A 13,518-nucleotide genomic window follows, 5' to 3' on the forward strand; every position below is an offset into this window, starting at 1 on the left:
CGTCACCCGGAGCGGTCACGGAATTCCGTAGACTTTCGCTCAGTCGTCTGACTCGGCGATCCCTCGACGTGATCACAGCTCACGAAGCGCCTCGAAGACGAGGAAAGGTATACGCACATGCGAATTCGATATGTGCTCCCGGTGGTCGCCGTGGCATCGGCGCTCCTGCTCACCGGCTGCGTGGACAACTCGGGATCCGGCTCCGGTTCGGACTCCGGATCGTCGACATCCAACGCGTACGGCGTGAAGAAGGACGACTCGCTCGCCAAGACGCTGCCTTCCGACATCCAGAAGGCCGGCGTGCTCAAGGTCGGAATGGACGCCACCTACGCGCCCAACGAGTACAAGAACGCCAGCGGTAAGCCGATCGGCTGGGACGTCGATCTGGCCAACGCCATCGGCGCCAAGCTCGGCGTCAAGATGAACTACACGATCTCGAAGTTCGACAACATCATTCCGAGCATCACGGGTGGGCGGTACGACCTCGGCGTCTCGTCATTCACCGATACGACAGAGCGCGAGAAGCAGGTCGACTTCGTCAACTACTACAACGCCGGCATCCTGTGGGCGTCCCAGAAAGGCAAGACCATCGACCCCGACAACGCGTGCGGGCTCAAGGTCGCCGTCGAGGCCGGGACGTACGAGGACACCGACGAGATCCCCGCCAAGTCGAAGAAGTGCACCGAGAATGGCAAGGCCGCCATCCAGGTGTTCAAGTACGACGGCCAGGACCAGGCGACCAACGCGCTCGTGCTCGGCCAGGTGGATGCCATGAGTGCGGACTCCCCGATCACCGAGTACGCGATCAGCAAGCAGAAGGACAAGATCCAGAAGGCCGGTGAGACCTTCGACATCGCTCCCTACGGCATCGCTGTCGACAAGGGATCCAAGCTCACGAACGTGATCAAGAACGCGCTGCAGTCCCTGATCGATGACGGGAGCTACACGAAGATCCTCACGAAGTGGGGCGTCGATGACGGGGCCGTCACCAAGGCCGAGGTCAACGCGGCGTCCAAGAACTGACGATGAGTGATCCCGTGCCTCCGGGCTCCACCGCGTCGGGCTCCTCTCCGACGGGAGCCACGCCGACGGGCGCTGCTCCCGTCGAACGCGCCGAGACGATCAAGGCGGTCAAGCTGCGGCATCCGTGGCGCCTCACGATCGCCGTCGTGCTCATCGTGCTCCTCGTGCTGTTCGTGCTCGACGCGGCGCAGCGCAAGGCGTTCGGATGGGAATACGTCGGCAAGTACCTGTTCGACATCCGCATCAGCCAGGCGGCGCTCATCACGCTCGAGCTGACCGTCTACTCGATGATCATCGGCATCATCCTGGGCCTCGTGCTCGCGATCATGCGGCTGTCGCCGAACCCGGTGCTGAAGGCCGTGGCGTGGCTCTACCTGTGGGTCTTCCGCGGCACACCGGTCTACGTGCAGTTGGTGTTCTGGGGTCTGATCACGCTGATCTACAACTCGATAGTGATCGGCATCCCATTCGTGCACACGTGGGACACCATCGCGATCACGTGGGTTCCGCCGCTGTTCTTCATCTCCGTGGTGGGCCTGTCGCTCAACGAGGCAGCGTATATGGCGGAGATCGTGCGTGCCGGCCTGCTGTCGGTCGATCCAGGCCAGGAGGAGGCCGCGAAGGCGCTCGGGATGTCGTGGTGGCAGACCATGCGCCGCATCGTCATTCCGCAGTCGATGCGCATCATCATCCCACCGACCGGCAACGAGGTCATCTCGATGCTGAAGACCACCACGCTGGTCGCGGCAGTGCCGTTCACGCTCGACCTGTTCGGGCGGGCGCGGGACATCTCCGCAGAGACCTTCACGCCCATCCCGCTGCTGATCGTCGCGTCGATCTGGTACCTGTTCTTCACATCGATCCTGATGATCGGGCAGTACTTCCTCGAGAAGCGCTTCTCCCGCGGCACCGATCGGGGAAGGCCGGTGGTCGGCGTGGGCGTCGATATCGAGCCGCCGGTCGCGGGCGGGACGGGAGGCCTCCGATGAGCGGGGCGACGGGGACGAACCCGGCGACCGGAACGGCGGGAACGACCGAGGCACGGGCATCCGTTCCGATGGTGGATGCCGTCAGCGTCTCGAAGAGCTTCGGCAGCAACGAGGTGCTCAAGTCGATCACATTGCGCGTGCAGCGCGGCGAGGTGATGTGCGTCATCGGGCCGAGCGGATCAGGCAAGTCGACGTTCCTGCGCTGCATCAACCATCTCGAGAGCGTCGACGCGGGAAGGCTCTACGTCGACGGCGACCTCATCGGCTACCGGCAGAAGGGCGACAGGCTCTACGAGCTGAAGGCCAGCGAAGCGGCGCAGCAGCGACGCGACATCGGGATGGTGTTCCAGCACTTCAACCTGTTCCCGCACATGACGGCGCTCGAGAATGTGATCGAGGCGCCGATCCGGGTGAACGGCATGTCGAAGCAGGCCGCGGTGGCCCGCGGAACGGAACTGCTCGCGCGCGTCGGCCTCGGCCAACAGGCCTCGCACTACCCGTCGCAGCTCTCAGGCGGACAGCAGCAGCGCGTTGCCATCGCCCGGGCCCTCGCCATGGATCCGAAGCTCATGCTCTTCGACGAGCCCACCAGCGCGCTCGACCCCGAGCTGGTCGGCGACGTGCTCGACGTGATGCGGGAACTGGCCACCAGCGGCATGACCATGGTGGTCGTGACCCACGAGATGGGTTTCGCGCGAGAGGTGGGCGACTCTCTCGTCTTCATGGACGGGGGAGTGATCGTCGAGGCGGGAACGCCGCGCGACGTGCTGGGGAACCCGCAGCACGAGCGGACGAAGGCGTTCCTGTCGAAGGTGCTTTAGGGGGCGCGAGGGAGCGAGGCATTCGTTTTCAGCTCAGACATTGAAGGGGAGGGGCGCCTAGCGGCGTCCCTCCCCTTCAAAACTCGCAAGAAAACGAACCATCCCGGCCCTCGCGCTGGGGTGGGTAGACGCCTCGCGCTTCGCGCATCGGCGAATTCCGTCGGGCCACCCCTTAACCGTCGGGCCACCCCCGAAATCACGTGATTTCAGGGGTGGCCCGACAACAAGCGGGTGGCTCGCCGGCGCCGCTTGCGCGGCTACGCCTTCGCGACCTCGAGCTCCACGACCGCCCAGGAGAGGGCGGGAAGGGTCGCGCGCAGCGTGCCGCCGTCGACGGCCACGTCCGTCAACGGAGTGAGGCCCAAGCGGTCCTGCTCGTTCTGCTCGTTGGTGGCGAAGCGGTCGGCGCCCTCCGGCACGGTCAGCAGTTCGGCACGGGCGATGCGGCCGGCATCGAAACCGCGCAGGTTCACCGCGATCTCGGCCGAGTCATCCAGGCCACGGTTGGCCAGGAAGAGCGCGACCTTGCCGTTCTCCTCGTCCCAGGTGGCACTCGCGTCGACCACGTCGGCGTCGCCGTACTTGGCGGTCTCGAAACGGTCGCTCGTCGTCGACAAGCGCAGGATCTCGCCGCGCGCCAGCTCGGACATGCGCGCGAACGGCCAGAAGATCGACTGCCGCCAGGCCGGGCCGTTCTCCTCGCTGAGGATCGGTGCGATCACGTTCACCAGCTGCGCCTGGTTCGCGATCGCGACGCGGTCGCCGTGCCGCAGCAACGAGTTGAGCAGCGTGCCCACGACGACGGCGTCGGTGACGTTGTAGTGGTCCTCGATGATGCGCGGATGCACGTTCCAGCCGCCGCGCGCCTCGATCGTCGCCGGCATGTCGTCGCCCTCGCGAGCAGTGGCGTACCAGACGTTCCACTCGTCGAACGACAGGTTGATGTGCTTGCTGTGCTTGCCCTTCGCGCGCACTGCGTCGGCGGTGGCGATGACGCCCTCGATGAAGAGGTCCATGTCGACGCCAGAGGCCAGGAAGCTGGCGTAGTCGCCGTCCTTCTCTTCGTAGTAGGCGTGCAGCGAGACGTAGTCCACGACGTCGTACGTGTGGCCGAGAACGGTCTGCTCCCAGGCGCCGAAGGTCGGCATGCCGCGGTTGGAGCTGCCGCAGGCGACCAGCTCGATCGAGGGGTCGATCAGGCGCATCGCCTTGCCCGCCTCCTGCGCGAGACGGCCGTATTCGTCGGCGGTCTTGTGACCGATCTGCCACGGGCCGTCCATCTCGTTGCCCAGGCACCACAGTTTGATGTCGAACGGATCGGCGGCGCCGTTCTTCTTGCGCAGGTCGCTCAGATACGTTCCGCCGGGGTGGTTGGCGTACTCGACGAGCTCCCGGGCGGCCTCCACACCGCGGGTGCCGAGGTTGACGGCCTCCATGATCTCGACGTTCGCCTTCTTCGCCCAGCCGGCGAACTCGTGCAGACCGAACGCGTTCGTCTCCACGGTGTGCCAGGCGCCGTCCAGGCGACGGGGACGCTGATCGACGGGACCGACACCGTCTTCCCAGTTGTAGCCGGAGACGAAATTGCCTCCGGGATAGCGCACGACGCTCACACCGAGCTCGTTCACGAGCGCGAGCACGTCGTTGCGGTAGCCGTTCTCGTCGGCCTCGGGGTGGCCGGGCTCGTAGATGCCGGTGTAGACGCAACGGCCCATGTGCTCGACGAACGAGCCGAACAACCGCCGTGGCACGGGACCGACGGTGAAGTCGCGGTCGACGGTGATGGTGGCGCGGGACATGGAACTCCTTGAAAGTGACGTTGGCGGCGACGCGAACTCTTCTCGAGGCGGTTCACACCTGCGTGGTCCGCGCCGAACGCCATTATTACATCGTTGAACTGATGGCGGAAAGCCCCGTCGGACATCCGCCTCGACTTTGTGCCGCGGACGAGGGACGTGACCGCCCGGAGGAGGGCAGAGGGCCGGCGTCGGACGTCGGTTCGGGGCAATCGTCCTGCCGTTCTGCCGAGATTTCTGCACCCTCGCGCCGTTTCGGGTGTGGATTCCCGGATTGCGAGTGCCCGCACGCACGAGGCGGCAGAGAAATCGAGGGGTTGCGTGCGGCCTCCAGGGTGCTACCGTTACCACGTTGGAATGAGCGTCTCGGCGTTCATCCCGTTGGTCCCACCCCCACCGAGGCTTCGCCGCTCGGGACCGCGGAAGCCGTGCGGGCGATCCCGCGCGACACCGTGATTCCGGCGGCGGGACGCGCACACTCACTGTTGCCGCGCGCGGCAATCACACGACAAGGAGGTCGTCAACGACATGGCGATGAGCGACAGAGCGATGACCAGGCGGGGATTCCTCGCCGCCGGTCTGGGCGCCGCAGCGGTGCCGCTGCTCGCGGGATGCTCCAGCAATCTGGGCAACACCGTGGCATCCGGCCTGTTCGGCGCGCGGCTCCCCAGCGAGACGCTGGTCTTCTGGAATCTCTTCGGCGGCGGCGACGGCAGCCGCATGGAGACGATGGAGGCCGGATACCGCAAGAAGTACGGACCGAACTCGCTGCAGGCGACCACGTTCGCGTGGGGGAACCCGTACTACACGAAGGTCACCCTCGCGACCGTCGGCAACAAGCCGCCGGACGTGGCCATCTCCCACCTGACGAGGGCGAAACCGCTGTGGAGCGGCGGTCTGCTCGAGCCGATCACGGCCGATGACCTCTCGTCCGTCGGCCTGAGCCCTGCAGACTTCTCGCCGGCGCCCTGGAAGGAGCAGAGGACCGACGGCAAGAACATCGCGGTTCCGCTCGACACGCATCCGATCGTGATGTTCTTCAACACCGACGTGTGCCGCAAAGCGGGCCTGGTGGACAGCGACGGCAAGCTCAAGGCGCTCGATGACATGGATGCCTTCGAGTCGGCCCTCGCGGCGATCAGCAAGGTCACCGGAGGGGTCGCGCTGACGATCCCGAATGTCGGCGGTGAGACGGCCACCCCGTGGCGCGTGTTCTGGACGTTCTACAACCAGAACAAGGCGGCCACCCCATTCCTCTCCGACAACGGTTCGAAGCTCACGGTCGACGAGGATGTCTTCGCCAAGGTCAACGAGCGGCTCCAGTCCTGGGTCAAGAAGGGCTGGGTCAACAAGGCGCTCGACTATGCGACGGCGGAGTCCTATATGTTCACCGGCAAGTCGGGTCTGTATCTCGAGGGCGAATGGGAGATCACGACGGCGCAGTCGGTCAAGGGCCTGAAGTTCGGCATGGTGCCGATTCCCAATCTGTACGACCAGCCGGCCGCGCAGGCGGACTCGCACACCTTCGTTCTTCCGCGCAAGGATCGGACTCCGCAGGAACGCCACCAGGCCATGCTGTTCATCCGCTCGATGCTCGACCAGAGCATGACCTGGGCGAAGGGCGGACACATCCCCGCCTTCCAACGCGTGGCGAACAGCGCCGCATACAAGGCGCTGGAGCCGCAGGCCGATTACGCATCCGCGGCGAAGCACGCGGTGTACGACGACCCGGCGTGGTACGGCGGATCGGGCTCGACCTTCGAGGGCATCGTCGGCGCGGAGCTGGGACTCATCCAGCAGCTCGCCTCGACGCCGCAGGCAGCCATGCAGTCCATCAAGGACCAACTCAGCGTGTACCTGAACACGCCGAGCCCGCTCTGACAGACATCCCTCGACCGGAGGAAACAAGGACGTGACCACCGCAACCGTCACCACACCACGATCCCGCTCCGCGCGGGAGACGAAGGTGCGCTTCAACTCACCGCTGCAACGCAAGGACAGCAGGTCCGCCTGGCTGTTCATCGCGCCGTTCGGCGTGTTCTATCTCGCCTTCCTGCTCGGTCCCACGATCTACATGTTCGTGATGAGCTTCTTCAACACCTCCACGGTGCACGCCGGACTCGGCAGTTTCGCCGGGTTCGCGAACTACGCGGAGATGCTCAGCAGGCCGGACTTCTGGAGCTCCCTGCTGCACACGCTGCAGTTCACGCTCTACACGACGCCGCCGCTGGTCATCCTGGCGTTCATCTTCGCCGTGCTGACCAACAGGATGAACCGGGGCCAGTGGTTCTACCGGCTCGCCTTCTTCCTGCCGTTCATCCTGCCGTCGGCGACGATCTCGCTGATCTGGGTGTTCATCTTCACACCGACAACCGGCCTGTGGGCGATGGTCGAGACGTGGTTCGGCATCACGCCCGGATCGGGCGTGCTCTCCAGCCCGAACACGGCCATGATCGGCATCGCGATCGCCACGGTCTGGTGGACGCTCGGGTTCAACTTCGTGCTCTACCTCGCCGGTCTCCAGGAGATTCCGCGCGAGCTCTACGAGGCGGCGGCCGTCGATGGCGCGTCGGCATGGGAGCAGATCCGCTTCATCACCATTCCGCAGCTCGGTCGCACCACCGCACTGGTCGTGCTGCTGCAGATCATCGCGAGCCTGAAGATCTTCGACCAGGTCTACCTGATGACCAGCGGCGGCCCGGGCACCTCGACGCAGGTTCTGCTGCAGCTGATCACCGGCACCGGCTTCACGGACAACAGGCTCGGCGCCGCGTCAGCGGCCAGCGTGCTGTTGTTCATCGTCATCATCATCGTCGCCATCATCCGCCAGCTCATCGGGCGTGCGGCAGCCAGGAAGGAGGCCTGACATGGCGATCTCGACGCCTCGGCCGCGCATGAAGTCCCCCGTCTCGGCCGCTGCGCCCGCGCGGAGCGTGCAGACCAAGACCAGCGGGCGCGCATTCAACATCGTCGCGTTGATCGTGCTCATCGTCTTCGCGATCATCTGGCTGATCCCGAGCCTGTTCGCGCTCAAGACCTCGCTGACCGACAACGGCACGGCCGCGCTCGGGGCATCCGCGATCCTCGCCGACTGGAACCCGACGCTCGCCTCCTACGCGTCGTATTTCACCTCGGGCAACATCTGGAACTGGTACATCGCCAGCGCGATCACCTCGGTCGTCACCGCGGTGCTGACCGTGTTCTTCGCCTCGATGACGGCGTACGCGCTGTCGCGGCTGAAGTTCCGCGGCTCGAACCTCGTGATGCTGCTGATCATCCTCGGCATCATGATCCCCAGCCAGGTGCTGATCGTTCCGATCTTCCAGGAGCTCAATGCGATGAGCCTGCTGAACACGTACTGGTCGGTGATCTTCCCGCAGGTGCCGGCCGTGATCGCCGTGTTCATCTTCAAGTCGTTCTTCGACGGCATTCCTCGTGAGCTGGAGGAGGCGGCGCGCATCGACGGCGCCGGACGCTGGCGCGTCTACTGGTCGGTCGTCATGCCGCTCTCGCAGCCGGTGATCGCGGCCGTGACGATCCTCACGTTCGTCGGCGTGTGGAACAACCTGCTGCTGCCGCTGTTCGTGCTCTCGAACCCCGATCTGATGACAGTCCCGGTCGGACTGGCCACCGTGCAGGGCAGCTTCGGACAGCGTTACGCCGACATCCAGGCCGGTGCCGTGCTCGCGGCGCTGCCTCTCGTGATCCTCTACCTCATCTTCCAGCGCCGCATCGTGGAGGGCGTGACGGGAAGCGGTCTGAAGGGCTGACACTCCGAACGAGAGGGACCGACGGCCGGGCGAGAGTCCGGCGTCGGTCCCTCTCGCTTGTCGGGCTCCGTCTGCGGCGGCGTCGCTCGGCCGGCGTCAGCGTCGCCGCGTGCTCTCGCGTTCCACCACCCGGTGCGGAATGGTGATCATCGTGACCGGAAGCGTGCGGTCAGTGATCCGTTCTGCGAGACGGTCGAGCGCGGCATCCACGAACGCCCGCTTGTCGAACGACACCGTGGTCAACGACGGGGAGGCGTACTCGCCGACGGCCACGTCGTCGAATCCGGCGACCGCCACGCCCTCGGGAACGCGGATGCCCCGCCTGAAGAGAGTGCTCAGCGCACCGATCGCGAGGGAATCGGTGAAGCAGAACAGCGCATCGGGCAGGGGAGCCCGGTCGAGGAACGCGTTCACGGACTCGGCGCCGCCGCGCGGCGTCCAGTCGTCGCAGGCGATCTCCAGGGCGGGATCGCACGGGATGCCCGCCTCCTTCAGCGCGCGCCGGTAGCCTTCCGCACGCAGCCGGGCGGTGAACGTGAACGTGCTCATCGGGGCGCCGACGACGGCGACGCGACGGTGGCCCAGCTCGATCAGTCGCCGGGTCATGTCGAAGGCGGCCTGATCGGGATCGACGCGCACGCGGTCCAGGAGCTGATGCTCCACCTCGCCGATGAGCACCGCGGGCGGCAGGAGGTCGGGGTCGTCGGGCAGCGCGAACTCGTCCGACACTGTCGGGTTCAGGACGAGGCCGTCCACGAGGCGGGCGCGCGCCTTCGAGAGCAGTTCTTCCTCCCGGTCAGGGCGCCCACCGGTCTCCTCGATCTGCACGCCCCAGCCACGGTCGTGCGCGGCATCCACGAAGTGATGTGCCATCTCGGCCGAATACGCGGTGGCGAGGTCGGGAAGCGCGAGCGCGATCACGCCGGAACGGCCGTTGCGCAGACCACGCGCGCTGAGGTTGGGAACGTAGTCGAGCTCGGCGAGTGCCTTCTCGACGCGTTCCTTCGTCTCCGGACGCACGAAGACCACGCCGTTGATCACGTTCGAGACCGTCTTCGGAGATACTCCGGCGAGCGCGGCCACGTCCTTGACGGTTGCGCGCATCGCCGACCTCTCTCGTTCCCGCGAGAAGCCTACCTGCCGCTTCACTCCGGCGGACATTGCGTGTCGTGCGGCGGGGAACGACTACTTACGCAACGTGACACGCTCTTCGAGGCGGCGGCGTGTACGGCGCCGAACGTGACCATGCACCTGGCCGACTGCGGTGCGCCGGGCGGGGACCGGCGCACAAGATCAACCCGTGTTCTGCAGGCCGGCGGCGACGCCGTTGACGGAGAGCAGCAGCAGACGTCGCAGTTCGTCCTGCTGCGTCTCGTCGATGGATGCCGCGTCGTTCTGGCTGCGCAGCGCCTTCAGCGCGCGCAGCTGCAGCAGCGAGAGGGCGTCGACGTACGGGCTGCGCAGGCGCACCGCGCGGCGCAGCACGTGTCGTCCGGCCAGCAGCTCGGATGCTCCGCTCGCCTTCAGGGCCCACTCGCGGGTGAGCGCCATCTCCTCGAGCACGAGGTCGGCGAGGTCGTTCCGGTCGCCGAGCTCGAGATAGCGTCGGGCGAGTCGGTCGTCGGTCTTGGCGAGCGACATCTCGACGTTCTCGATCAGCGTGCGGAACAGCGGCCAGTCGCGATAGGCATCCTGCAGCAGCTTCTCGTCGCCGACGGCGGCCAGGGCGGATCCCAGGCCGAACCAGCCGGCGAGGTTGATGCGGGCCTGCGTCCACGCGAACACCCACGGGATGGCGCGAAGGTCTTCCAGCGACTCGAGCGAGAGGCCACGGCGGGCGGGGCGGGAGCCCAGCGCGAGCAGGCCGATCTCCTCCTGCGGGGTGACCAGGCCGAACCACGGTGCGAAGCCGTCGGACCGCACCAGCTGGTAGAAGCGCTCGCGGCTGACCTCGTCGAGGCGTGCGGCGAGGTCGGCGAACTGCTCGGCGGCCCGTGCGTTGCGCTCTCCGATCGAAGGCGCGGATGCCATCAGCGTCGAGGCCGCGATCTGCTCCAGGTGGCGCACCGCGACGACAGGGTCGCCGTACTGCGCGAAAATGACCTCGCCCTGTTCCGTCAGCTTGAATCGGCCGTCCACCGACCCCGGCGGCTGGGCGAGCACGGCCTCGTTGGCGGGTCCGCCGCCCCGGCCGAGCGAGCCGCCGCGTCCGTGGAACTGCGTGAGCACGATGTCGTTGCGCTTGGCCCACTGCGCGATACGGGCCTGGGCGTCGTACAGGGCGAGCGTGGCCGAGACGGGGCCGACATCCTTCGACGAGTCGGAGTAGCCGAGCATGACCTCCAGACGCCGGCCGGTCTGCTCCAGGCGCTTCGCCACCTCGGGCAGGCGGATCATCTCTTCGAGGATGTCGGTGGACGCCTTGAGATCGTCGAACGTCTCGAACAGCGGGATGACGTCGAGCACGGGTGCCGCTTCGGCCGACCCGAGCGCGTGCGCGGCGAGTCGGTACACGTTCGCGATGTCGTCGGTCGACTGGGTGAACGAGATGATGTAGCGGCGGGCGGCATCGACGCCGTAGCGATTCTGGAGCTGCGCGATGACGCGGAACACGTCGAGCACCTCGGAGCTCATGTCGTCGAGCTCGCCCTCGCCGCGCTCCTTGGCGTCGATCGCGGCGAGCGTCTGGCGGTGCACCTTCGAGTGCTGGCGCACCTCGAGCTCGGCCAGGTGGAAGCCGAAGGTCTCGACCTGCCAGATCAGGTGCTGCAGCTCACCATAGGCGTTGCGCTCGTCTCCGGCCTGCACGAGCGAGCGCTGCACGACGCGAAGGTCGTCGAGCAGTGCCTGCGGGTTCTCGTAGGCGAGGTCGGCGTCGCGCTTGCGCGTGGCGGCGATGCGCTCGGCCGCCACGAGCAGCACGCGACGGTGCGGCTCGTTCGGGGAGCGGGTGGCGACGTCGGTCGTGAGCTCCTCGGTGAGGGCGCGCTGGCGCTGCCACAGGTCGAGGAGCTCGCTGCTGGGCGGGGTGTCGCGCGCGTCGAGCGTGAGCACGCGGCCGATGCGATCGGTGGCGTGCTCCAGGCCGAGCAGCACGTGCTCCGAGGCGATCGCGGCGGCCCTGCGCGTGATCTTCGAGGTGACGAACGGGTTGCCGTCGCGGTCGGCGCCGATCCAGCTGCCGAAGCGCACGAAGGCGCGGGCCTCGGGTTGCCGCGGCGTGGCATCCGCCCCGGCCAGCCGCTCGTCGATGAGCCGGTACACCCTGGGGATGACCTGGAACAGCGTCTGGTCGAAGATGTTCATCGCCGTGCGCACCTCGTCGAGCGGGGTGGGCCGGTTCGAGCGCAGCGGGGCGGTGCGCCAGAGTGTGTCGATCTCGGCCAGCAGCTCGCGTTCGTTCTCCTGACGGGCGAGTGCGCCCAAGCGCGGGTCGTCGTGCTCGGCGACCAGTTCGCTGATGCGGCGGATCGCGTAGGCGACGGCACGACGACGGGCCTCGGTGGGGTGCGCGGTAAGCACAGGACGGAACTCGAGGTTCGACACGCGCTCCCGTGCCTCGTCGTCGCCGACCTCCTCGCTCAGTGCGGCGAATGCGCTCGCGAACGACTCGGTAGCACGATGTCCGTCGGACGACCACGGGTCACGGGCGAGAAGCACGCGCACGCGGTGGCGCTCCTCGGCGAGGTTCACCAGGTGGAAGTAGCAGGTGAACGCGCGGGCCACCTGCTCGGCACGCTCCAGGCTGAAGCCGGCGACGAGTTCCTCGGCGTCTTCGATGGATGCCTCGCCGTTGCGCTCGTAGGCACCGATCGTCAGTGCGCGTAACTTTTCGACATCTTCGAGCAGATCCTGCCCGCCGGACTCGGCCAGAACGCGGCCGAGCAGCTCACCGAGGAAGCGCACATCGGCGCGCAGCGCCTCGGGCACCTCGCCGCTGCGCTGATCTCGCGCGGCGGGGGCGTCGTCGGAAGCGTCGGAGGGGGAGTGAATCGAGGGGGCACCGTTCGTCATCGCCCTCCAGGGTAGCGAGGGGGCCCGCGGGCGCGAAAACGCCCGGAGTTCGGGTGGGTGCGGACGAGGTCGTGATGTCGGTGGCATGCGCTGTGCTGAGGTATCGCCACGGCAGGTCGCCGAGGTGACCGGATCGGCGCCGGGAGGCGACGCCGACGACGAGGAGTGCAGATGAGCAGGCGGCAATGGCAGGAACTCGACGCTCGGCTGCGCGGCGCGCCACGGCCGGCCGGCCCGGTCCCGATCGAGGCGGCTCGAGCGGGTTTCGCCGTGTTCATGGGCCGGTTCCCTGTGCCCGGCGGAGTACGACGATCGTCGCGGAAGCTCGCCGGGCGCCCCGCGGTGCTCGTCGAACGGAGCGAGACGGGCGGCGCCGGCACCATCCTCTATTTCCACGGTGGATCGTTCTCGCTGGGCTCTCCCGAGACGGCGATGGCGGTGACGGCGAATCTCGTGGCGCGCACGGGCATCCGCGCGCTCTCGCTGGACTATCGGCTGGCACCGGAGCATCCGTTTCCCGCGGCGATCGAGGACGGACTCGATGCCTATCGTGAGCTGCTCGACGACGGATTGGACCCCGTGTCGGTCGCGTTCGCGGGAGACTCGGCGGGCGGAGGGCTGAGCGTCACGGTCGCGCTGGCGGCGCGGGATGCCGGACTGCCGATGCCGGCGGCGATCGTCGCGTTCTCGCCGGGGCTCGACGCGACACGCACGGGCGCCAGCATGCGCGGCAAAGAGGGGGCGGATCCGTTCTTCACGCTCGCCGGGCTCGAGCGCAGCGGCGACGTGTATCTGAACGGGCAGGATCCGCGGCATCCGCTGGCGTCGCCCGCCGTGGGCGCAGACCTCGCGGGCTTGCCGCCGATCCTGCTGCAAGTCGGAACGAACGAGCTGCTGCTGGATGACTCCGTACGGCTTTCCGAACGCGCCCGGGATGCCGGTGTGGACGTCATCCTCGATGTCACCGCCGACGTGCCGCACGTGTTCCAGGCGTGGGCGGGGGAGCTTGAGGAGGCGGACTGGGCGCTCGATCGTGCGGCACTGTTCCTCACGCAGCATGTGCGGGGTCGTTGAGCGGTGGCGGCGCCGTGGAGCACGTCTAGGC

At 67.2% G+C, this 13,518-nt stretch carries 10 protein-coding genes; 7 read left to right on the forward strand and 3 right to left on the reverse strand.

Annotated features, from left to right (window positions below; genetic code table 11):
• The first annotated feature begins 117 nt into the window (after window positions 1-117).
• The 3 genes from H623_RS0107995 to H623_RS0108005 all read left to right on the forward strand — a co-directional run bounded on the left by H623_RS0107995 (window position 118) and on the right by H623_RS0108005 (window position 2,833).
• Complete coding sequence (locus H623_RS0107995) at window positions 118-1,023, forward strand: ABC transporter substrate-binding protein (RefSeq protein ID WP_022900417.1); 906 nt, start codon at window positions 118-120, stop codon at window positions 1,021-1,023.
• A 2-nt stretch (window positions 1,024-1,025) separates the two neighbouring features.
• A complete protein-coding gene (locus tag H623_RS18595; RefSeq protein ID WP_084485810.1) occupies window positions 1,026-2,012 on the forward strand; it encodes an amino acid ABC transporter permease in 987 nt (328 codons plus the stop codon).
• A gap of 68 nt (window positions 2,013-2,080) precedes the next feature.
• Entirely contained in the window at window positions 2,081-2,833 is a 753-nt protein-coding gene (locus tag H623_RS0108005; RefSeq protein ID WP_026940089.1) for an amino acid ABC transporter ATP-binding protein, read from the forward strand.
• A 257-nt stretch (window positions 2,834-3,090) separates the two neighbouring features.
• On the opposite strand, the gene arfA is transcribed toward H623_RS0108005, so the two are convergent.
• On the reverse strand, window positions 3,091-4,632 hold the full coding sequence (gene arfA / locus H623_RS0108010; RefSeq protein WP_022900420.1) for an arabinosylfuranosidase ArfA: 1,542 nt from the start codon (window positions 4,630-4,632) through the stop codon (window positions 3,091-3,093).
• A 531-nt stretch (window positions 4,633-5,163) separates the two neighbouring features.
• Between arfA and H623_RS0108015 the strand changes: the two genes are divergently transcribed.
• Genes H623_RS0108015 through H623_RS0108025 form a run of 3 tightly spaced genes read left to right on the forward strand, consistent with a single transcriptional unit; the run spans window position 5,164 to window position 8,399 of the window.
• Window positions 5,164-6,510: an extracellular solute-binding protein gene (locus H623_RS0108015; RefSeq protein ID WP_245558956.1), complete on the forward strand. Its 1,347-nt coding sequence runs from the start codon at window positions 5,164-5,166 to the stop codon at window positions 6,508-6,510.
• Window positions 6,511-6,541: 31 nt separating this feature from the next.
• Window positions 6,542-7,495, forward strand: coding sequence for a carbohydrate ABC transporter permease (locus H623_RS0108020; protein WP_022900422.1), 954 nt, complete (start codon window positions 6,542-6,544; stop codon window positions 7,493-7,495).
• 1 nt (window position 7,496) lies between these two features.
• A complete protein-coding gene (locus H623_RS0108025) occupies window positions 7,497-8,399 on the forward strand; it encodes a carbohydrate ABC transporter permease (RefSeq protein WP_022900423.1) in 903 nt (300 codons plus the stop codon).
• A 96-nt stretch (window positions 8,400-8,495) separates the two neighbouring features.
• On the opposite strand, the gene H623_RS0108030 is transcribed toward H623_RS0108025, so the two are convergent.
• Together H623_RS0108030 and H623_RS0108035 are read right to left on the reverse strand one after the other, a co-directional pair.
• Window positions 8,496-9,503, reverse strand: coding sequence for a LacI family DNA-binding transcriptional regulator (locus tag H623_RS0108030; protein ID WP_022900424.1), 1,008 nt, complete (start codon window positions 9,501-9,503; stop codon window positions 8,496-8,498).
• 189 nt (window positions 9,504-9,692) lie between these two features.
• Window positions 9,693-12,413 (reverse strand): phosphoenolpyruvate carboxylase, encoded by a 2,721-nt coding sequence (locus H623_RS0108035; RefSeq protein WP_022900425.1) that lies wholly within the window; start codon window positions 12,411-12,413, stop codon window positions 9,693-9,695.
• A gap of 171 nt (window positions 12,414-12,584) precedes the next feature.
• Between H623_RS0108035 and H623_RS0108040 the strand changes: the two genes are divergently transcribed.
• Complete coding sequence (locus H623_RS0108040; RefSeq protein WP_022900426.1) at window positions 12,585-13,487, forward strand: alpha/beta hydrolase; 903 nt, start codon at window positions 12,585-12,587, stop codon at window positions 13,485-13,487.
• Window positions 13,488-13,518: the final 31 nt, after the last annotated feature.

The organism is Humibacter albus DSM 18994 (assembly GCF_000421825.1).
GTDB lineage: Bacteria > Actinomycetota > Actinomycetes > Actinomycetales > Microbacteriaceae > Humibacter > Humibacter albus.

Bases quoted from the DNA above. Each gene is read 5' to 3' on its own strand.
- H623_RS0107995 (WP_022900417.1), top strand. From the start codon at position 118: ATGCGAATTCGATATGTGCTCCCGGTGGTCGCCGTGGCATCGGCGCTC.
- H623_RS18595 (WP_084485810.1), top strand. From the start codon at position 1,026: ATGAGTGATCCCGTGCCTCCGGGCTCCACCGCGTCGGGCTCCTCTCCG.
- H623_RS0108005 (WP_026940089.1), top strand. From the start codon at position 2,081: ATGGTGGATGCCGTCAGCGTCTCGAAGAGCTTCGGCAGCAACGAGGTG.
- arfA (WP_022900420.1), bottom strand. From the start codon at position 4,632: ATGTCCCGCGCCACCATCACCGTCGACCGCGACTTCACCGTCGGTCCC.
- H623_RS0108015 (WP_245558956.1), top strand. From the start codon at position 5,164: ATGAGCGACAGAGCGATGACCAGGCGGGGATTCCTCGCCGCCGGTCTG.
- H623_RS0108025 (WP_022900423.1), top strand. From the start codon at position 7,497: ATGGCGATCTCGACGCCTCGGCCGCGCATGAAGTCCCCCGTCTCGGCC.
- H623_RS0108030 (WP_022900424.1), bottom strand. From the start codon at position 9,503: ATGCGCGCAACCGTCAAGGACGTGGCCGCGCTCGCCGGAGTATCTCCG.
- H623_RS0108035 (WP_022900425.1), bottom strand. From the start codon at position 12,413: ATGACGAACGGTGCCCCCTCGATTCACTCCCCCTCCGACGCTTCCGAC.
- H623_RS0108040 (WP_022900426.1), top strand. From the start codon at position 12,585: ATGAGCAGGCGGCAATGGCAGGAACTCGACGCTCGGCTGCGCGGCGCG.